Annotated in this window: 17 protein-coding genes; 7 read left to right on the plus strand and 10 right to left on the minus strand. The window is 63.3% G+C overall.

Annotation, left to right across the window (positions count from 1 at the left end):
* Window positions 1-37 precede the first annotated feature (37 nt).
* From SO180_RS18735 to hemJ, 7 genes are all read right to left on the minus strand, one after another.
* On the minus strand, window positions 38-928 hold the full coding sequence (locus SO180_RS18735) for a ParB/RepB/Spo0J family partition protein (RefSeq protein ID WP_449380312.1): 891 nt from the start codon (window positions 926-928) through the stop codon (window positions 38-40).
* Between the two features lie 157 nt (window positions 929-1,085).
* Window positions 1,086-1,940 (minus strand): ParA family protein, encoded by an 855-nt coding sequence (locus tag SO180_RS18740; protein ID WP_449380313.1) that lies wholly within the window; start codon window positions 1,938-1,940, stop codon window positions 1,086-1,088.
* A gap of 34 nt (window positions 1,941-1,974) precedes the next feature.
* Window positions 1,975-2,604 (minus strand): 16S rRNA (guanine(527)-N(7))-methyltransferase RsmG, encoded by a 630-nt coding sequence (gene rsmG, locus SO180_RS18745; RefSeq protein ID WP_449380344.1) that lies wholly within the window; start codon window positions 2,602-2,604, stop codon window positions 1,975-1,977.
* A 132-nt stretch (window positions 2,605-2,736) separates the two neighbouring features.
* Window positions 2,737-4,620, minus strand: coding sequence for a tRNA uridine-5-carboxymethylaminomethyl(34) synthesis enzyme MnmG (gene mnmG, locus SO180_RS18750; RefSeq protein ID WP_449380314.1), 1,884 nt, complete (start codon window positions 4,618-4,620; stop codon window positions 2,737-2,739).
* Window positions 4,621-5,090: 470 nt separating this feature from the next.
* Window positions 5,091-6,491, minus strand: a complete 1,401-nt coding sequence (gene mnmE, locus SO180_RS18755; protein WP_449380315.1) for a tRNA uridine-5-carboxymethylaminomethyl(34) synthesis GTPase MnmE — start codon at window positions 6,489-6,491, stop codon at window positions 5,091-5,093.
* Between the two features lie 320 nt (window positions 6,492-6,811).
* On the minus strand, window positions 6,812-8,077 hold the full coding sequence (gene rho / locus SO180_RS18760; RefSeq protein WP_027525104.1) for a transcription termination factor Rho: 1,266 nt from the start codon (window positions 8,075-8,077) through the stop codon (window positions 6,812-6,814).
* Window positions 8,078-8,328: 251 nt separating this feature from the next.
* The gene (gene hemJ, locus SO180_RS18765; RefSeq protein WP_449380316.1) at window positions 8,329-8,763 is read right to left on the minus strand and encodes a protoporphyrinogen oxidase HemJ; all 435 of its coding nucleotides are present in this window, start codon (window positions 8,761-8,763) and stop codon (window positions 8,329-8,331) included.
* A gap of 472 nt (window positions 8,764-9,235) precedes the next feature.
* Between hemJ and SO180_RS18770 the strand changes: the two genes are divergently transcribed.
* The 4 genes from SO180_RS18770 to dnaQ all read left to right on the plus strand — a co-directional run bounded on the left by SO180_RS18770 (window position 9,236) and on the right by dnaQ (window position 12,158).
* Window positions 9,236-10,072 (plus strand): pyruvate, water dikinase regulatory protein, encoded by an 837-nt coding sequence (locus tag SO180_RS18770; RefSeq protein ID WP_449380317.1) that lies wholly within the window; start codon window positions 9,236-9,238, stop codon window positions 10,070-10,072.
* Between the two features lie 10 nt (window positions 10,073-10,082).
* Complete coding sequence (locus SO180_RS18775; RefSeq protein WP_449380318.1) at window positions 10,083-10,691, plus strand: Maf family protein; 609 nt, start codon at window positions 10,083-10,085, stop codon at window positions 10,689-10,691.
* Window positions 10,692-10,814: 123 nt separating this feature from the next.
* Window positions 10,815-11,414 (plus strand): dephospho-CoA kinase, encoded by a 600-nt coding sequence (coaE, locus tag SO180_RS18780; protein ID WP_449380319.1) that lies wholly within the window; start codon window positions 10,815-10,817, stop codon window positions 11,412-11,414.
* 30 nt (window positions 11,415-11,444) lie between these two features.
* Complete coding sequence (dnaQ, locus tag SO180_RS18785; protein WP_449380320.1) at window positions 11,445-12,158, plus strand: DNA polymerase III subunit epsilon; 714 nt, start codon at window positions 11,445-11,447, stop codon at window positions 12,156-12,158.
* Window positions 12,159-12,363: 205 nt separating this feature from the next.
* Here the strand turns inward: dnaQ and secB are convergent, their stop codons facing one another.
* A complete protein-coding gene (gene secB / locus SO180_RS18790) occupies window positions 12,364-12,846 on the minus strand; it encodes a protein-export chaperone SecB (protein WP_449380321.1) in 483 nt (160 codons plus the stop codon).
* Between the two features lie 399 nt (window positions 12,847-13,245).
* On the opposite strand from secB, the gene SO180_RS18795 reads away from it, so the two are divergent.
* Genes SO180_RS18795 through SO180_RS18805 form a run of 3 tightly spaced genes read left to right on the plus strand, consistent with a single transcriptional unit; the run spans window position 13,246 to window position 16,056 of the window.
* Window positions 13,246-13,950: a Tim44/TimA family putative adaptor protein gene (locus SO180_RS18795; RefSeq protein ID WP_449380322.1), complete on the plus strand. Its 705-nt coding sequence runs from the start codon at window positions 13,246-13,248 to the stop codon at window positions 13,948-13,950.
* Window positions 13,928-15,469, plus strand: coding sequence for a murein transglycosylase A (gene mltA / locus SO180_RS18800; protein WP_449380323.1), 1,542 nt, complete (start codon window positions 13,928-13,930; stop codon window positions 15,467-15,469). Before SO180_RS18795 ends, mltA begins: the two co-directional genes overlap by 23 nt.
* The gene (locus SO180_RS18805) at window positions 15,466-16,056 is read left to right on the plus strand and encodes a Smr/MutS family protein (protein ID WP_449380324.1); all 591 of its coding nucleotides are present in this window, start codon (window positions 15,466-15,468) and stop codon (window positions 16,054-16,056) included. Before mltA ends, SO180_RS18805 begins: the two co-directional genes overlap by 4 nt.
* Before the next feature lie 192 nt (window positions 16,057-16,248).
* Here the strand turns inward: SO180_RS18805 and SO180_RS18810 are convergent, their stop codons facing one another.
* Window positions 16,249-17,373, minus strand: a complete 1,125-nt coding sequence (locus tag SO180_RS18810; RefSeq protein WP_449380325.1) for a hypothetical protein — start codon at window positions 17,371-17,373, stop codon at window positions 16,249-16,251.
* A gap of 202 nt (window positions 17,374-17,575) precedes the next feature.
* Complete coding sequence (hslU, locus tag SO180_RS18815) at window positions 17,576-18,880, minus strand: ATP-dependent protease ATPase subunit HslU (protein ID WP_449380326.1); 1,305 nt, start codon at window positions 18,878-18,880, stop codon at window positions 17,576-17,578.
* Window positions 18,881-18,921 lie beyond the last annotated feature (41 nt).

Genomic DNA, 18,921 nt, shown 5'->3' on the forward strand with positions numbered 1-18,921 from the left:
GTTCTCGCTTCGCGAGCCCCGGAATGACGGTGCGGAGTTAGAGCACGCCCTTCGCCAACCTGCGCATCACCTCGTCGAGCTGCTCGAGGTTGCGGTAGTTGATCTGGACGGAGCCGCCGGGATCGCGGTGGTTGACGGTGACCTTGAGGCCGAGCGCATCGCTGACGCGCTTTTCAAGATCGATCGTGTCGGGGTCTTTCTCCTTGGCCCCTGCCCCGGCGCGCGCCTTCTGCGGCTTGCGCTCCGGCACGCCCTCCTCGTGCGCGAGCGCTTCGGCCTGGCGCACGTTGAGGCCTTCCTCGACGATGCGCTTGGCCGCCGTGAGCGGATCGGGCACGCCGATCAGCGCGCGGGCGTGGCCGGCCGTCAACTGCCCGCTCGCGATGAAGGCCTGCACCTCCACCGGCAACTTCGTCAGCCGCATCATGTTGGCGACGTGGCTGCGGCTCTTGCCGACGACCTTTGCGATGTCGTCCTGACTACGTTTGAACTCGCCCGCGAGCGCGTGATAGCCCTGCGCTTCTTCCATCGGGTTGAGGTCTTCGCGTTGCACGTTCTCGATGATCGCGAACTCCAGCGCATCGCTGTCGCTGATGTCGACCGGAACGATCGGCACCTCGTGCAAACCAGCGAGCTGGGAGGCACGCCAGCGCCGCTCGCCGGCGATAATCTCGTAACGGTCCTGCGTGCCCTTCACTGGACGGACTACGATCGGCTGGATCACGCCATGCTGCTTGATGGAGTCAGAGAGCTCCTTGAGCTCAACTTCCGAAAAAGTGCGGCGCGGGTTACGCGGATTGGGTTTGATGAATTCGATCGGCACCTTGCGCTGCGCGCGCGGCCGCTCGACATGCGCCGCCTCCCCGCCGACGTCACCGATCAGACTCGCAAGACCCCGGCCCAGTCGCGAACGCGCTTCGTCGGCCATCGCCAGCTCCCTTGGATTCACGTAGCAGTACTCCAGAACTGAATTTCAGATTCTCGATCGTAGGGTGGGCAAAGGCGCGTCTTCACGCCGTGCCCACCATCTTTCCAATCGAACGATTTTGGTGGGCGCGCTTCGCTTTGCCTACCCTACGGCAGTTTCAATGTGTCGTGCGCAGCTCGCGCTCGCGCTGGATCACTTCGGTGGCGAGCCGCAAATACGCTTCGCTGCCGACGCATTTGAGATCGTAGACCAGCACCGGCTTGCCGTAGGACGGCGCCTCTGAGATGCGCACGTTGCGCGGGATCATGGTCTTGTAGACCTTCTCGCCCATGAACTGGCGGACGTCGGCGACGACCTGGTTCGACAAATTGTTGCGCGAGTCGAACATGGTCAGCACGATGCCGTGGATCGATAGGCCGGGATTCAGTGTCGAGCGCACCTGCTCGACTGTCTGAAGCAGTTGCGACAGACCTTCGAGCGCGAAGAACTCGCATTGCAACGGCACCAGGATCGCATCGGAGGCCGCCATCGCATTCACCGTGAGCAGGTTGAGCGAGGGCGGGCAGTCGATCAGCACGTACGTGTAGTCCGCATCCGGCGAGACGTTGTTGTTGAGCGAAGAGATCGCATCGCGCAGGCGGAAGGCGCGGCCGGGCGTGGTACCGAGCTCAAGCTCGAGCCCGGAGAGGTCCATCGTCGAGGGTGCGATGTGCAGCCGCGGCACCGCGGTCGAGACCACCGCTTCGCGCAAGGCGGCTTCGCCGACCAGCACGTCATAGGTCGAGCAGGACCGGTTGCGGCGATCGATGCCGAGACCGGTCGAGGCGTTGCCTTGCGGATCGAGATCGACGATCAGGACGCGCTCACCAATCGCCGCGAGTGCCGTGCCGAGGTTGATCGCCGTGGTTGTTTTTCCCACGCCGCCCTTCTGATTCGCGAGCGCCAGGATCCGTGGATGGCCCTGCGGCACCGTCTCGGTCTGCTCCTGCTGAGGTTCGTCAATCACGGTCATGCCACTTCCCCACTCGCCCCCGTTTTCCGGGCCCTCACCCACGCCGCTGGATAGTGTCCAGCTCCACGATCCAACCGTCGCCCGTCCGGCTTTGATGGAGCTTGGGCTGAATAGTCCAATATTTAGCGGCTTCGGTCAATTCAGCCTCTACATCTTGGCCCTTGGGAAACAACGCTTTTGCACCGCTACGCACCAAGGGTTCCGCAAAGCCGATGAGTTGATGTAGCGGAGCCAGTGCGCGCGCGGTGACGCAATCGACCGGGCCGGTGATTCTATCCACATTATCCCCGATCTCAGCGAGATGTACGACCCCCGGAGCGCCGGCGATTCGGATCGCTTCGCGCAGGAAGGCGGCCTTCTTCGCGATTCGTTCGACGAGGTGGACACTGGCGCCCGGAATCTCCGCCATCATGCAGGCCAGCACCACACCCGGAAAGCCGCCGCCGCTGCCGAGATCGGCCCAGCGCTTTGCTGATGGTGCGAGCGAGACGAGCTGGAGCGAATCGGCGATGTGGCGGGTCCAGAGATGCGGCAGCGTCGAAGGCGCGACCAGATTGGTCTTGGCCTGCCACTCCCGGAGCAACGCGACGTAGCGATCGAGGCGCATCTCCGTTTCACGTGAAACGGGCGCGAGCTCGAGGGCTGCAGCCTTGTCCGCCGCCAGCCCCGAATCTAGCGCCTCCGCGTTTGGTGACGGCGCCGTCTTCCGGGCCCCCTCTCCCGTGTCAGGTCGCCGCGATGAGGATTTGCCCTTGGATTTGCCTCCGGCCGGTCCGCGCTGTTTCACGTGAAACGCCTAAGCGGTCGCCCTGGAAGTCTTGCGTCGTGCCTCACGGCGCAGATACGCGGCGAGGATGCCCAGCGCTGCCGGCGTCATGCCGTCGATCCGGCCCGCCTGCCCCACCGTGAAGGGTCGTGCCTTCTCCAGCTTGGCCCGCACCTCGTTCGAGAGTCCGGGCACGAACTGGTAGTCGACATCGGCGAGAACCAGCCCCTCGTCCCGCCGGAAGGCCTCGACGTCGGCGCTCTGGCGCTCAAGATAGACATCGTACTTGGCGTCGATCTCAAGGTGGGTCGCGATCCCAGGGTCAATGGCCGACAGCTCCGGCCAGATGCCACGAACCTGGCCCCAGCCGACATCCGGATAGGCCAACAGCTCAAAGGCCGACCGGCGCTGGCCGTCCCGGTTCAGGGACAGCCCGTGTCGCGCCGCTTCGTTTGGCGTCAGCGTCAAGGACTTTGACAGCGCTTTGGCGGCCTGGAGCGCTGCCATCTTGGCGCGATGGTGCGCCGTCCGGGCACTGCCGACACATCCCAGGTCGATGCCCTTCTCGGTCAGACGCTGGTCGGCATTATCCGCCCGCAGGGTCAGCCGATACTCGGCGCGCGAGGTGAACATCCGATAGGGTTCGGAGATGCCGCGGGTGACGAGGTCGTCGATCATAACCCCGAGATAGCCGTCGGCCCGGTCGAATACCGTGAGCGCCGCCCCACTCGCGGCCAATGCCGCGTTCAGGCCGGCGACAATGCCCTGGGCCGCAGCCTCCTCATATCCCGTCGTGCCATTGATCTGTCCGGCCAGGAACAGTCCCTGCACCCGCCTAGTCTGGAGGGTCGGATCGAGCTCGCGGGGATCGACATGGTCGTATTCGATGGCATAGCCCGGCCGGACCATCCTGACCTGCTCCAGGCCGGGGATGCTGGCGAGGATCGCGAGTTGAATCTCCTCCGGCAGCGAGGTCGAGATGCCGTTGGGATAAACGGTCGGGTCATCGAGCCCTTCCGGCTCCAGGAAGATCTGGTGGCCGTCCCGATCGCCGAAGCGGACGATCTTGTCCTCGATCGACGGGCAGTAGCGCGGCCCCGTGCTCTTGATCTGGCCCGAATACATGGGCGAGCGATGCACATTGGCCCGGATCACCTCATGGGTCGCAGCGGTGGTCCGGGTGATGCCGCACTGGATCTGCGGGGTCGTGATCCGCTCCGTCATCACCGAGAACGGCTCCGGCGGATCGTCTCCTGGCTGCATTTCCACGGCGGACCAGTCGATCGTCGTGCCGTCGAGGCGCGGCGGCGTGCCGGTCTTGAGCCGGCCCAGCGTGAAGCCCGCCTGCTCAAACGACTTCGACAGCCCCATTGCCGGCGCCTCGCCGACGCGCCCCGCCGGCCAGTTCTTCTCACCGAGATGGATCAGGCCGCGTAGAAAGGTGCCGGTAGTGACCACGACGGCCCCTGCCCGGATCATCCGGCCATCGGCCAGACGGAGCCCGGTGACGCGACCGTCCGAGACCATCAGTTCGTCCGCCTCGCCCTCAATCACGCTGAGGCCATCGGTCTGTTGGATCGCAGCCTGCATCGCGGCCGCATAGAGCTTGCGGTCAGCCTGCGTCCGGGGTCCGCGGACGGCTGGACCCTTGCGGCGATTGAGCATCCGGAACTGAATGCCGCCGGCATCTGCCACCCGGCCCATCAAACCGTCGAGCGCATCGACCTCGCGGACCAGGTGGCCCTTGCCAAGACCCCCGATGGCGGGATTGCAGGACATCGCACCGATGGTCGAGAAACGGTGCGTCACCAGAGCAGTCGTCGCACCCATCCGGGCAGCAGCAGCAGCGGCCTCACAGCCGGCATGGCCGCCGCCAATCACGATGACGTCGAAACTCTCTCGCTCTGTCCGCATAGGCGGACTTCTAGCCCAGGGACGATGAAGCCGGAAGTGGAAACTGGTGAGACGGTTGTTTCACGTGAAACAGAGACGCTCGGCCGTGAGGCATTTTTCGCAAAACAACCCCATGCAAAGTAGAAGGCACGGGGCACCCGGTGTTTCACGTGAAACAAGTTGGGTTCGCTGGGGAAGGTCTGGCGCCAAACGACGCCATTGCAAGCGCAGCGGAGCAATGCAGAATCGTCCGTAGGTGACATCCTGGATTGCTTCGTCGCAAGCGCTCCTCGCAATGACGGGATCGAGGCCGCATCCCGCTCACCCGTGAGCGCTCGCGCGACGACGTCAAACCGCCTGCCACGCCAAACCTCAAAGCGCTGACCAGGTCCCTCAATGTGTCGCGTCAAGCGGACCGGAACCGACCCGTGTTTCGCGTGAGACAGCGAACCCACTGGAACAAGCGATAGTTCTACAATGAAGAACTAGCGCTACTTTCCGATACAGAATTTTTGGAAAATGGCCCCGAGGACGTCCTCGACGTCAACCCGCCCCAGCAGCCGGCCCAGCGCGTAAGCGGCAGCGCGAAGTTCCTCAGCGGCGAGCTCCTCGCCTTCGCCGAGGAGATCGAGGCTCCGCTCCAACGAGCCGCCGGCCTGGCTCAACAAGTCGCGCTGCCGGGCACGGGTCACCAGCGCGCCCTCGCTCGATCCGAAGAACTCGACGGCGAACTCGACCAGCGCGGCGATCAGCTCGGGCAGGCCGTCACCGCGCCGCGCCGAGATCGCAAACGTTCGCGCGCGCGGGTCAGGCCCCTTAGCCTTCTTCGCCTCCGACCTCAAGGCCGCGCTCGAGGTCTCCCTCAAGGTCTCCTGCAAAGTCTCTTCCAAGGCCTCTTGGCGAAGGTCGATCTTGTTGCGGACTGTCCAGACCGGCGCGGTTCCGGCCGGCCCGCCCTCCTCGCTGCGATCGACGTCCGCCAGCCACAGCACAAGATCGGCATCCGCCGCTCGCGCGCGGGCGCGACGCACGCCTTCCTGCTCGACGGGATCGTCGGTCTCACGAATGCCGGCGGTGTCGATGACGGTCACGGGATAGCCGTCGAGATCGAGCTGCACCTCGATCACGTCGCGCGTCGTGCCGGCATGGGGCGAGACGATCGCGACCTCGCGCCGCGCAAGCTGATTGATCAGCGTCGACTTGCCGACGTTCGGCGGGCCGGCGATCGCGACCACGAGGCCATCGCGCAGACGTTCTGCCTTGCCCTGCGCCGCAAGCACTTTTGCGATCTCGTCATATAGCGCTTTGATCTTCGCGCGCGCCGGCGTCAGCAATTCCGCTGACACGTCGCCTTCATCGGAGAAGTCGATGCCGGCCTCGATCAGCGCGGAGGCCTCGATGATTCGCTCGCGCCAGTCGCGCGCGCGTTCGCCAAGCAATCCCTGCAATTGCCGCAGCGCCTGGCGACGCTGCCGGTCGGTGTCGGCGTGGATGAGATCGTCGAGGCCTTCGGCCTCGGTGAGATCGAGCTTGCCGTTCTCGAAGGCGCGGCGGGTGAACTCGCCGGGATCGGCGGCCCGCACATTTGGAATATCGGAAATAGCTGCGAACAGCGCCGAGAGCACCGCGCGACCACCATGGACGTGGAATTCGGCGACGTCCTCGCCGGTCGCGCTCGCGGGCCCCGGAAACCAGAGCACCACGGCATCATCGATCGCCTGGCCGCCTGCATCCCGCAGCAACACGTGATGCGCAAGCCGCGGCCGCGGCAACGCTCCCGCCAGCCTCGTGACGACCTGGCTCGCGTTTGTGCCCGAGACGCGAACGATCGCGATGGCGCTCGGTGGCCGCCCTGACGACAGCGCGAAAATGGTCTGGTCCCGCGGATGCATGGCCTATTTGTCTGCGCGCCCGCCAAAACGCAAATCGCGATTTCTGCGTCTCTTCGCGAGCCGGAAGGACGTTCCTTGCGCAGTAAATGCTGCGCATTGCGTCGCAATATAAAGCGCAGCATTTTGCTGCATGTTTTTGGTTCCAGACAACTCGGAACTACCAAAAATAGAAATATTATGTAGCTATATCAATAGCTTAATTCATCTTGAGCGCGGCAAACCGGATTCAAATTTTGCTGCGCCATCGTGCAGCAAAGCCGCAGCATAAACGCAAAAGGGCGCCCGAAAGGCGCCCTCCGCGAAAATTGCAGCAAACCAGCTCAGGTGTTCATCGAATCGAAGAACTCGGCATTGCTCTTGGTCGAGCGCAGCTTGTCGAGCAGGAAGTCGATCGCGTCCATCGTGCCCATCGGGTTGAGGATGCGGCGGAGCACGTACATCTTCTTGAGCACCTGCGGATCGGTGATGAGCTCCTCCTTGCGGGTGCCCGAGCGCGAGATGTCGATCGCCGGGAAGGTGCGCTTGTCCGAGACCTTACGGTCGAGGATCAGCTCCGAGTTACCGGTGCCCTTGAACTCTTCGAAGATGACTTCGTCCATGCGGCTGCCGGTATCGACCAGCGCGGTCGCGATGATGGTCAGCGAGCCACCCTCCTCGATGTTGCGGGCGGCACCGAAGAAGCGCTTCGGGCGCTGCAGCGCGTTGGCGTCGACACCGCCGGTCAGCACCTTGCCGGATGATGGCACCACGGTGTTGTAGGCGCGGCCCAGACGCGTGATCGAATCGAGCAGGATCACGACGTCGCGGCCATGCTCGACCAGGCGCTTTGCTTTCTCGATCACCATCTCGGCGACCTGGACGTGACGCACGGCCGGCTCGTCGAAGGTCGACGAGACGACCTCGCCCTTTACCGAGCGCTGCATGTCCGTGACTTCCTCCGGACGCTCGTCGATCAGAAGCACGATCAGGTAGCAGTCCGGATGATTTGCTGTGATCGAGTGCGCGATGTTCTGCATCAGCACGGTTTTACCGGTGCGCGGCGGCGCCACGATCAGTGCGCGCTGGCCCTTGCCGATGGGAGCAACGATGTCGATCACGCGCGCAGAGAGATCCTTCCGCGTCGGATCGTCGATCTCCATGCGGAAACGCTGATTGGGAAACAGCGGCGTGAGGTTGTCGAAATTGACCTTGTGCTTGGCCTTTTCCGGGTCCTCGAAATTCAGCGTGTTGACCTTGAGCAGCGCGAAATAGCGCTCGCCCTCTTTCGGGCTGCGGATATGGCCCTCGATGGTATCGCCGGTGCGCAGACCGAAGCGGCGGATCTGCGACGGCGAGACGTAGATGTCGTCCGGGCCCGGCAGATAATTGGCGTCCGGCGAGCGCAGGAAGCCGAAGCCGTCGGAGAGCACCTCGACGACGCCCTCGCCGACGATGTCGGTCTCTGCGAGCGAAAGCTGCTTGAGGATGGCGAACAACAGCTCCTGCTTGCGCATGGTGCTGGCATTCTCGACCCCATTCTCTTCCGCGAACGAGACGAGCTCGGCCGGGGTTTTGGACTTGAGGTCTTGGAGTTTGATTTCCCGCATTGGGGTGGTCCTGTGGGGTAACCTTGGAAGGGGGGTGCGAGGAGGCTTCGAAAATGCGGACGTGAGCAGGTAAGGTCCGCAGGTCTAGCAAGGTGAGTGCCGGTGGGGCTTCAAACCTGATGCGGCGCCCGGCTTTCGAAGAAGCTCGGACACAACCACATCCGCCTGCGTTGGGTGGGGATGGCCACAATATAGAAAATCGCTTGGCCCTCCGCAAGCCGAAGCGCTGAGCGGCGCCCCTCGAACTTTGCCTAGAACGGCTTCACGATCACCATGATCACGATGAAGATCATCAGGACCGTGGGCACCTCATTGATAATACGGTAGAATTTCTGGGTCCGCGGACGCCGGTCGGCAGCGAAATCCTTGCAGTAGCGGGAAAAAAAGCCGTGGACCGCGGACAGCGCCAGCACCAATGCCAGTTTTACGTGCAACCAGGGCGAGGTGAACCAATGGCCGGACCACGCGAGATAGAGCCCGGCGAGCCAAGTCACGATCATCGCGGGGTTGATGATCGCCTTGAGCAGCCGGCGTTCCATCACCTTGAAGGTTTCTGACTGCCTTGAACCGATCTCGGCCTCGCAGTGATAGACGAACAGCCGTGGCAGATAGAGCATGCCGGCCATCCAGGAGATGACGGCGATCACGTGCAGCGCCTTGATCCAGGGGTAGAGTTCGTCGAGCATTTCCAAAGTCCGAATTCGCGCCCAGCGCGGGGGTGGCTGGGGATAGTAAGAACTCGTTAAGTTCTTCCAGCGCACACATATCCGTCCGTAGCGCCCTTCTCAAATCTAGAATCTTAGATTCTTAAGGTTTGAGTCTGAATGACGGTGGATTGGACTCACGCAATGCTGTCAGGTCTTTTGCGGGTGCTTGTACACATCCATCAACATGCCCGGCGCGCTTCCAGCGAACGCGGATAATTCATCCATCTTCAAAGGCTTGTGAGAAATTATCGGCAGCTTATGAAAAGGCTTGCCGGTGCTGTCCCGCTTCCCCTTCGCCCTGTCCCAGAACTTGTCCTTCCGGGCAGCGATGTGAAGAAACTTGGCCGTTATCCCGTACGTCCTGTCGCACAACCCTTTCCGAGGGGTTAAGCTCCACAGAAATTCACAAACCACCCAACCGTCATCCCAAGCCCTCAATCGAAGAGTTTTCGTGCCGACCTCCAATTATTTCCATCTCCACCTGGTTTCCGACTCCACCGGTGAGACCCTGATCACCGTGGCGCGCGCGGTCGCTGCGCAATACGCCAACGTCACGCCGGTCGAGCATGTCTATCCGCTGGTGCGCAGCCAGAAGCAGCTCGATCGCGTGCTCGACGAGATCGAGGAGGCGCCGGGGATCGTGCTGTTCACGCTGCTGGAGAAGGATCTGGTCTCCCGGCTCGAGGGCAAGTGCAAGGAGATCAATGTTCCGAGCCTGTCGATCATCGGCCCGGTGATGCAGTTGTTCGAGGCTTATCTCGGCGCGGCAACAACGGGTCGTGTCGGCGCCCAGCACGTGCTCAACGCGGAATATTTCAAGCGCATCGATGCCCTGAACTACACGATGATGCATGACGACGGTCAGCACGTCGACGGCCTGGAAGAAGCCGACGTCGTCCTCGTCGGCGTGTCGCGAACCTCGAAGACGCCGACCTCGATCTATCTCGCCAATCGCGGCATCCGCACCGCCAACGTGCCGCTGGTGCCGGGCATTCCTGTGCCGGCGCAATTGGAGACGTTGACCCGGCCGTTGGTGGTGAGCCTGCACGCGACGCCGGAGCGGCTGATCCAGGTCCGCCAGAACCGCCTTTTGACCATGGGCGCCGATGCCAGCAGCGACACCTATATCGACAAGCAGGCGGTGGCAGATGAAGTCGCCTTCGCACGAAAGCTCAGCGCCAAGCACAATTGGCCGTTGCTCGAGGTGACGCGCCGCTCGATCGAGGAAACGGCGGCTGCGATCATGAAGCTCTATACGGACCGGCAACGCAACCGGCCTTTGGAATGAGTTTTTTGCGATGACGCTCTGGCGCGGCAAATCTACGTTGATCCTGGCGTCGCAAAGTAACGCGCGAAAAATGCTGCTGGCGAATGCGGGCCTCGCGTTCGAAGCAAGACCTGCCGATATCGACGAGCGCGGCGTTCAGGAAGCCTCGAAGCTGTCGAGCCCGCGTGAGGTTGCGCTGCTCCTGGCGCGAGAAAAAGCGAAGGCGGTATCTGCTCGATGTACCGGCTGTTACGTCGTCGGCGCCGACCAGACCTTGGCGTTCGGCGAGCAGCTGTTCACAAAGCCATCAGGCCGGGCTCAGGCAATGGCGCAACTGCGCGATCTCGCCGGCCGCACGCATGAGCTGCACTCCGCGGTTGCCGTGGCGCGTGACGACGCTGTGCTGTTCGAGGATGTTTCGGTCGCTCGCATGACCATGCGACAAATGACTGAGGCTGAGCTCTCCACCTATCTTGACGCCGCCGGCGATACTGTCACCACCAGCGTCGGCGCCTATCAGCTCGAAAGCCTCGGAGTTCATCTGTTCGAGAAGATCGAGGGCGATCACTTCACCATTCTCGGCCTGCCGCTGTTGCCGCTGCTTGCGTTCCTGCGGCGCGAGAGTCTAGTTGCGGTGTGAACCGACAAAAGCGCAATGAGATGGGGATGAAACGCCATCGCGCTTTAGATTATTGTTTGCGCATGATCTTTCCGGAAAACCGCGTCACACTTTTCCGGATCATGCTTTGATGGCTGCGACCTGATGCTGATCCTCGGACTGACCGGCTCGATCGGGATGGGCAAATCCACCACCGCGAAACTGTTCGCGGAGGCTGGCGTCCCCGTCTACGACGCCGATGCCGGCGTCCATCAGCTCTATGAGGGCGAGGCGGCTCCCGCGATCGAAGCTGCCTTTCCCGGCACCACAGGAAACGGCAAGGTCGATCGTGCAAAGCTGTCGGCCCGTGTGGTCGGAGATGCCGCGGCGATGCAGCAGCTCGAGCAGATCGTCCATCCGATGCTCGGTGCTTCGCGCGCGAGGTTTTTCGCGGAGGCCGAGGCCAGCAAGGCGCCCGTTGTGGTGCTCGACATTCCGCTGCTGTTCGAGACCGGCGGCGAGAAGCGCGTCGATGCGGTCGTGGTGGTGACGACGTCGCCGGAACTTCAGCGCGAGCGCGTGCTGGCGCGCGGCACCATGGATGCCGAAAAGCTCGACGCCATCATTGCCAAGCAGTTGCCCGATGCCGAGAAGCGCAAGCGGGCCGATTTCGTGGTGGATACTTCCCACGGGCTCGATCCCGTGCGCGCGCAGATCAAGCACATCCTGGCCGAGGTCGTTAAGATGCCGCAGCGGCGAAGCTGATTCGCTCATCTGACCGGCACCTCAAGAATCATGCGCGAAATCGTTCTCGACACTGAAACCACCGGCCTTGATCCCCTGCGCGGCGACCGCCTGGTCGAGATCGGCTGCGTCGAGATCTTCAATCGCATGCCGACGGGACAGACCTTTCACCGCTACATCAATCCTGAAAGGGACATGCCGGCGGAAGCCTTTGCGGTGCACGGCCTGTCGAGCGAATTTCTCGCGGCCAAGCCGCTGTTTCACGAGATCGTCGACGAGTTCCTGGAATTCATCGGCGACGCACCGCTGGTGATCCACAACGCCTCGTTCGACATCAGTTTCATCAACGCCGAACTCGACCGCATCAAGCGCGCCGCGATCCCGCGCGAGCGGCTGGTCGACACGCTTTTGCTGGCGCGGCGCAAGCATCCCGGTGTGTCCAACAGGCTCGACGATCTCTGCTCGCGCTATGCGATCGACAATTCCCACCGCACCAAGCACGGCGCGCTGCTGGACTCCGAATTGCTCGCGGAAGTCTATGTCGATTTGATCGGCGCCCGGCAGTCGCAGCTCATCCTGGCGTCGGAGTCCGAGGAGATTCGCGTCGGCACGAATGGTGATGCGCCACGGCGGCAGCGACCGGCGCCGCTGGCCCCGCGCGTCAGCGAGGCCGAGCGCGAGGCCCACCGGGCCTTCATTGCGACGATGGGTGAAAAGGCGATCTGGAACGAGTATCTCGCCCAGCCGGCGGCAAGTCCGACTTGATCGGTGCTGTCTGGCTCTAGTCTTCAGTCTTCGTGCGGTCTTGGTGCGCCACGAAACCCTCATGGTGAGGAGCGCGAAGCGCGTCTCGAACCATGAGGCCCGGATCTCTCCCGCGGCCATCCTTCGAGACGCCCGCCTCCGGCGGGCTCCTCAGGATGAGGGGGAAGAGTGCGTGTGACGCAGTCGGATTGCTAGGCCTACAGCCTCAGCTTGGCTTGACCTGACCCTGGGCGGCCATTTGCCGCTCCATGTTCTGCCGGTAGAGACCGACGAAATCGACCGGATCCAGCATCAGCGGCGGGAACCCGCCGTCGCGCACGGCGGTGGCAATGATCTCGCGCGCGAACGGGAACAAGAGCCGCGGACATTCGATCATGACCAGCGGATGCAGGTTCTCCTGCGGCACGTTGACGATGCGGAACACCCCGGCATAGGCGAGCTCGAACGAGAACATCACCTTACCCGCGGTCTCGGCCTTGCCCTCGACCGACAGCACGACCTCGTACTCGTGTTCCGAGAGGTTGTTGGCGTTGACGTTGATCTGGATGTTGATCTGGGGCTGCTGGCTCTGCGGCTGAAGCGAGGCCGGCGCGTTCGGATTCTCGAACGACAGATCCTTGGTATATTGCGCCAGCACGTTGAGCTGCGGAGCCTGGCCTGCCTCGGGGGTGCCGTTTCCGTTGGTCATGAAAATGTCTCCTTACCCGAATGGGCCTGATATCGCGGCCGGTTGGCTAACATAGGCTCGCCTCGTTCCACAAGGACGAACGGCCCCGGATTCGGCCTCCTAACATCACCGAAAAGGGTGGCCCCTTACCCGTTCTGGCCCGACGGAGCACATCTTAAACGATTGAAGATGCGCGATTTCCAGTCAGGATCCGATTTCCCCTTAAGGATAAAACGCGCTACACTTCGCACTGTGCCAAAAGGCGCCATTGGCCGGACTAGATTTCGTGCCTACATCGCTTGGATCTGATGCGGACCTAAAAAGGTGATGTGGCTTTGCCGTTCCTGTATGGAACGGTTGACTGGCCGGACTGATTTTCCCGGCGAAGACCCTGAGCAGAGACCAGAGAGCGAACACGACGTGGACATCTACACCATCATCTTCCTAGCGCTGGCGGTCTTCATTTTCCTGCGCCTGCGCAGCGTGCTGGGGCAGCGGACCGGCAACGAACGGCCTCCGTTCGACCGCACCGCCCGCAATGCGCTGCAGGGTGCCCAGGACAAGAACGTCGTGACCATGCCGGGCAAGGTGATCGATCAGGCTCCGCTGGCGCCGACCGCCGACGTCACGCAGCCTGCCGACCGCTGGAAGGGCCTGACTGAGCCAGGCACTGCACTGGGCCAGGGGCTGGACGCGATCGTCGAGAAGGACTCGTCCTTCGACCCGCGCCACTTCCTGTCGGGCGCCCGCAGCGCCTATGAGATGATCGTGCTCGCCTTTGCCAATGGCGACCGCCGGTCGCTGCGCGACCTCCTGTCCTCGGAAGTGTTCGAGAGCTTCGACGCCGCGATCAAGGAGCGCGAGAAGAACGAGCAGAAGACCGAGACGCGCTTCGTCTCGATCGACAAGGCCGAGCTGGTCGGCGCCGAGATGCGCGACCGCACCGCGCAGCTCACCGTCCGCTTCGTTTCGCAGATGATTTCGGTCACGCGCGACAAGGGCAGCAACATCGTCGACGGCAACGCCGACAAGGTCGCCGACATCACCGATATCTGGACCTTCGCCCGCGACACCACCTCTCGCGATCCGAACTGGAAGCTGGTTGGCACCGGAAGCGCGCATTAAGTCAGCCCTGACAAATTGTGCGACGGCGCTGTGCGCAGGTGCCGTCGCGCTGTCGTCGTTTTCACTCGGCGCTGAAGCGGCGCGCCGTCATCATCACAGCCGCATCGCTCCCGAAATCGCCGCCCCACCACCGCGGGCCTTGCCCTACCCCCAGCTCGCGTTGCCGTTCGAAATTCCCGGCGCGCAATATTTCCCCCTCGCCTGGTCCGAGGTGGCCGGCTGGAACGATGACGATCATCTCGCGGCCTACAAGGCGTTTCGCGCGAGCTGCAAATCGATCGCCGCGCAGCAGCCGCCGGTCGTCGAGCCCAAAGCCATCGGCGGCTCGCTTGGCGAGCCGTGCCGGATCGCCAAATCGCTCGATCTTTCCGACGAGAGCAAAGCCAAAACGTTTTTCGAGGAGCATTTTTCGCCGCTGCGGATCTCGCGGCTCGGCGAGGCCGACGGTTTCGTGACCGGCTACTACGAGCCGGTGCTCGACGGCTCGCACGTCCAGACCGATGTCTACAACGTCCCGGTCTATCGCCGCCCCTCGAACCTGTTCGTGCGCGGCTTCAAGCAGGATGCGCTGAGCCTGCCCAACAAGGGCCCGGTGTACCGCAAGATCGGTCGCCGCAGGCTGGTGCCCTATTACGACCGCGGCGAGATCGAGGATGGCGCGATCGTCGGCCGCGGACTCGAGCTCGCCTGGCTCAAGGACCCGACCGACCTCCTGTTCGCGCAGATCCAGGGTTCGGCGCGGATCAAGTTCGACGACGGCTCGTCCATCCGGATCAACTACGACGCCTACAACGGCTATCCCTACACGGCGGTCGGGCGCATCCTGATCGAGCGCGGCATCATCCCGAAGGAGGAGATGTCGATGCAGAAGATCAGGGAGTGGATGGCGCAAAACCCCGACGGCGCCAAGGAGCTCCGCCGCCAGAATCGCTCCTACATCTTCTTCCGCCAGGTCAATCTGTCCGACAAGGACGAGGCCGTCGGCGCGCAGGGCATCCCGCTGACGGCCGGCCGCTCGATTGCGGTCGACAAATCGCTGCATGTCTATGGCACGCCGTTCTTCATCGAGGGCGAACTGCCGATCGACTCCGAGAAATCGAAGACGCCCTTCCATCGCCTGATGATCGCGCAGGACACGGGATCGGCCATCATCGGCCCCGCTCGCGCCGATCTCTATTTCGGCGCCGGCCAGGAAGCCGGCCGCGTCTCGGGACGGCTGCGCCACAACATGCATTTCGTGATGCTGGTGCCAAAAGGCCTCGATCCCGTTGCGCGCGGTTCGAGGCTGCCCCTGCCCGATCCGCGACCCTCGGAGAAGATCGCGAAGCTGTTTCCGCAAACTGAAACGGCGAAAGCCGTTGAATCCGGGAAAGCTGGTGCGGCGTCGACCACCGTGTCACAAGCCAAGGATGCCACCGTCGCGGTGGCGAGCCCCGTGCCACTGCCGGAGCCGCGTCCCAACATCAAGCCCGCCCGCGAGCAGCGCAAGCACGTGCGCCGTCATTCCAGCCCGCAATGAAGCGATCGTCCCGCCCGCCTGTCCTGGACCCGCCGCCCTCGCCTCGCCGCCGCGCGCTCAGCGAGGACGAGCGCGCGCTGTGGGACGCGGTTGCCAAGCAGGTCAAGCCGCTCCGCAAACCTCGCCTGACGAAGGCGGAGGCGGCGGCGCGCTCCGACGGTTTGCCGGCTGCGCCGGCGGCGAGGCATCCGGCGCCTGCAAGGCCCATTGCCCCCACGCCGGCTCCCCGCGTGGCAAAGTCGGCTGTGCCGCCTCTCGCGCCGCTCGGCAAGCGCGAGCGCACAAAGCTGTCGCGCGGCCGCAGCGAGATCGACGCGCGGCTTGATCTGCACGGCATGACCCAGATGCGCGCTCATCGCGCGCTCTCAGGCTTCATCCAGCGCGCCCATCACGACGGCCTCACCTTCGTGCTCGTCATCACCGGCAAGGGAAGGACCGGCGGCGAAAGCGGCGTGCTGCGCCGGCAGGTTCCGGAGTGGCTCAGCCTGCCCGAATTCCGCGCCTTCGTCGTTGGATTTGAAGAGGCTCATATCGGCCATGGCGGCGAAGGCGCGCTTTATGTGCGGATCAGGCGCGCGAGGTTTTAGAGAACTCGATTTGGTCGCGGGCTCGCTGCGACCTCTCCCGCTTGCGGGAGAGGTCGGCGCGAAGCGCCGGGTGAGGGCTCTCTCCACATCGGGGAGTGTCCCAATGCGGAAACACCCTCTCCCCAGCCCTCTCCCGCAAGCGGGAGAGGGAGTGCACCGTCGCGGCGGCAGGTGGCGCGTCCTTGCGTAGCCCTAAAAAGGCCGCACGATTCCGACGCGCGGGATCAAGGTGATGATCACACCGAAGATATTCGTCTTGCGGTCCTCGGTTGGAATCGAAAGCACTTCCTGCCTGGCCGGCAGCATCTTCACCGCGTGCAGGATCAGGAACATGCAGACCGCCCAGTTCGAGATCCAGCGCGAATAGTCGAACACCATCGCGAACATCACGACATAGGCGAGACTGACGCCGACAAGCCCTGCGATGACGAGACGCCGGTGCGTCGCATCGGCGAGCGCGTGGATCAGGCCCGCGAAATAACGCCAGAGTGGCATGTGCAGCCAGATCAGCAGCGCAAAGACGGGCACGCCGAGAATGTTGTGGGGCATACGGCCCCAGGTATCCGCAAGCTCCTTCGCCAGGGGCTGATACCAGATGTAGCTGAATTGCAGGAGATCGGTACGCGCAGGATCAGCCATCCGGCTCTTCAGATGGGCGACGAAATCGGTCTCTGGGACCGGCATCGTTCCCAAAAATTGCGCGGCGAAGAACAGCGTACTGACACAAAGCAGCGCCGCGAGCCCGAACGCGACGTTCGCGCGATTGGTGCCGTGCGCGACATAATGCCTGACGACGACGATCATGATGATCGTCGGCACATACATCAGGAGATGAATGTGGTGAATCAGGATCAGCACGATCGAGAACACCGCTGCCAGCGCAACATGGAGGATCGAGCGTGCCGGGATCAGCAGCAGCACGATCGCGAGCGCACAGCCGTAGATGTCGAAATGGCCGAGCGTATGCATGAAATTTTTCAGGAAGAACGGCGAGCCCGCGATGAACACGAACAGCGGCAGGGTCTTCTCGTTGAGACCGAAGACCTTGCGGAAAAGCTGAACGAACAGACAGAGCGTCACCAGCCACGTCGCCCCGCCAAGCGCAAACACCAGCCACACCGGGACCTTGGTCGTGAACAGCCCGACGATGGCGCCGATCAGCGCGCGCTTGATGAAGCCGAAATGATAGTCGACGAGCAGGTGGATGTAGGGGACGTAGGGCGGCAGCAGGATTTTATGGATGAACACGCCGGCGATCACGGCGGCGTTGATCGCGAGCAGCAGGCGCCAGGGGTTTTGCAGGATGCGTACGGTCACGCCGCACCCGAGCTGGGGAGAGCTTTCTCCGCCGTCGTTCCGGACAAGCGAGCGTAGCGAGCGCTGATCCGGGACCCATAACCACAGGAGGTTGTTTGAGCCGAGACTGGGGCCGCCATCTGTTTCAACAAGGACCGCTGGTGGTTATGGGTCCTGGCTTTCGCCAGGACGACAGCGGCATAATTAGCGCGACCGCCCGAAATTACAAAATAAACCGGCTTAGATCGGCGTTCTTGGCGAGGTCGCCGATGTGCTTCTGCACGAAGTCGGCGTCGATCCGGATGGTTTCGCCGTTGCGGTCGGGCGCGGTGAAGGAAATCTCGTCCAGCACCCGCTCCATCACGGTCTGAAGCCGCCGCGCGCCGATGTTCTCGACCGTCGAATTGACGGCGACCGCGATGTCGGCCAGCGCATCGATGGCGCCGTCGGTGATGTCGAGCATCACGCCCTCGGTCTGCATCAGCGCGACATATTGCTTGATCAGCGAGGCCTCGGGCTCGGTGAGGATGCGCCGCATGTCGTCGCGGGTCAGCGCCTGCAATTCGACGCGGATCGGCAGGCGGCCCTGCAATTCCGGCAAGAGGTCCGAGGGCTTGGCGACGTGGAAGGCGCCGGACGCGATGAACAGGATGTGGTCGGTCTTGACGGCACCGTGCTTGGTCGAGACGGTGGTGCCCTCGATCAGCGGCAGCAGGTCCCGCTGCACGCCTTCGCGCGAGACGTCGCCGCCGACGCGACCGTCGCGTGCGCAGATCTTGTCGATCTCGTCCAGGAACACGATGCCGTTGTTCTCGACCGCGCTGATCGCCTCCAGCGTGAGCTGGTCAGTGTCCAGGAGCTTGTCGGATTCCTCGTTGACGAGGATCTCGTGCGAGCCCTCGACCGTCAGTCGCCGCGTCTTGGTGCGGCCGCCGAGCTTGCCAAAGATGTCGCCGATCGAGATCGCGCCCATCTGTGAGCCCGGCATGCCCGGGATTTCGAACATCGGAAGACCGCCGCCGGTGGACTGCGTCTCGATCTCGATTTCCTTGTCGTTGAGCTCGCCGGCGCGCAGCTTCTTGCGGAAGGATTCCCGCGTCGCGGAGCTGGCATTGGCGCCGACGAGGGCGTCCAGCACGCGCTCCTCGGCGGCAAGCTGGGCGCGGGCCTGCACGTCCTTGCGCTTCTTCTCGCGCACCTGGGCGATGGCGACCTCGACGAGATCGCGCACGATCTGCTCGACGTCGCGGCCGACATAGCCGACCTCGGTGAATTTGGTGGCTTCAACTTTAAGGAACGGCGCGTTGGCGAGCTTGGCCAGCCGCCGCGCGATCTCGGTCTTGCCGACGCCGGTCGGGCCGATCATCAGGATGTTCTTCGGCAGTACCTCCTCGCGAAGCGAGCCGGTGAGCTGCTGGCGCCGCCAGCGGTTCCGCAGCGCGATCGAGACGGCGCGCTTGGCCTCGGACTGGCCAACGATGAAACGGTCGAGTTCGGAAACGATTTCGCGGGGAGAGAAGTCTGTCATGGGACCTTAGCTAGGGTCAGAAACCGGCCGGGACAAGTCGC

It is taken from the genome of Bradyrhizobium sp. UFLA05-112, from assembly GCF_053572325.1.

Coding starts and splice junctions, on each gene's coding strand:
- secB (WP_449380321.1), bottom strand. CDS start 12,846: ATGACCAACGGAAACGGCACCCCCGAGGCAGGCCAGGCTCCGCAGCTC.
- coaE (WP_449380319.1), top strand. CDS start 10,815: ATGCTGATCCTCGGACTGACCGGCTCGATCGGGATGGGCAAATCCACC.
- rho (WP_027525104.1), bottom strand. CDS start 8,077: ATGCGGGAAATCAAACTCCAAGACCTCAAGTCCAAAACCCCGGCCGAG.
- SO180_RS18775 (WP_449380318.1), top strand. CDS start 10,083: ATGACGCTCTGGCGCGGCAAATCTACGTTGATCCTGGCGTCGCAAAGT.
- mnmG (WP_449380314.1), bottom strand. CDS start 4,620: ATGCGGACAGAGCGAGAGAGTTTCGACGTCATCGTGATTGGCGGCGGC.
- hemJ (WP_449380316.1), bottom strand. CDS start 8,763: ATGCTCGACGAACTCTACCCCTGGATCAAGGCGCTGCACGTGATCGCC.
- SO180_RS18805 (WP_449380324.1), top strand. CDS start 15,466: ATGAAGCGATCGTCCCGCCCGCCTGTCCTGGACCCGCCGCCCTCGCCT.
- SO180_RS18735 (WP_449380312.1), bottom strand. CDS start 928: ATGGCCGACGAAGCGCGTTCGCGACTGGGCCGGGGTCTTGCGAGTCTG.
- SO180_RS18740 (WP_449380313.1), bottom strand. CDS start 1,940: ATGACCGTGATTGACGAACCTCAGCAGGAGCAGACCGAGACGGTGCCG.
- dnaQ (WP_449380320.1), top strand. CDS start 11,445: ATGCGCGAAATCGTTCTCGACACTGAAACCACCGGCCTTGATCCCCTG.
- mnmE (WP_449380315.1), bottom strand. CDS start 6,491: ATGCATCCGCGGGACCAGACCATTTTCGCGCTGTCGTCAGGGCGGCCA.
- hslU (WP_449380326.1), bottom strand. CDS start 18,880: ATGACAGACTTCTCTCCCCGCGAAATCGTTTCCGAACTCGACCGTTTC.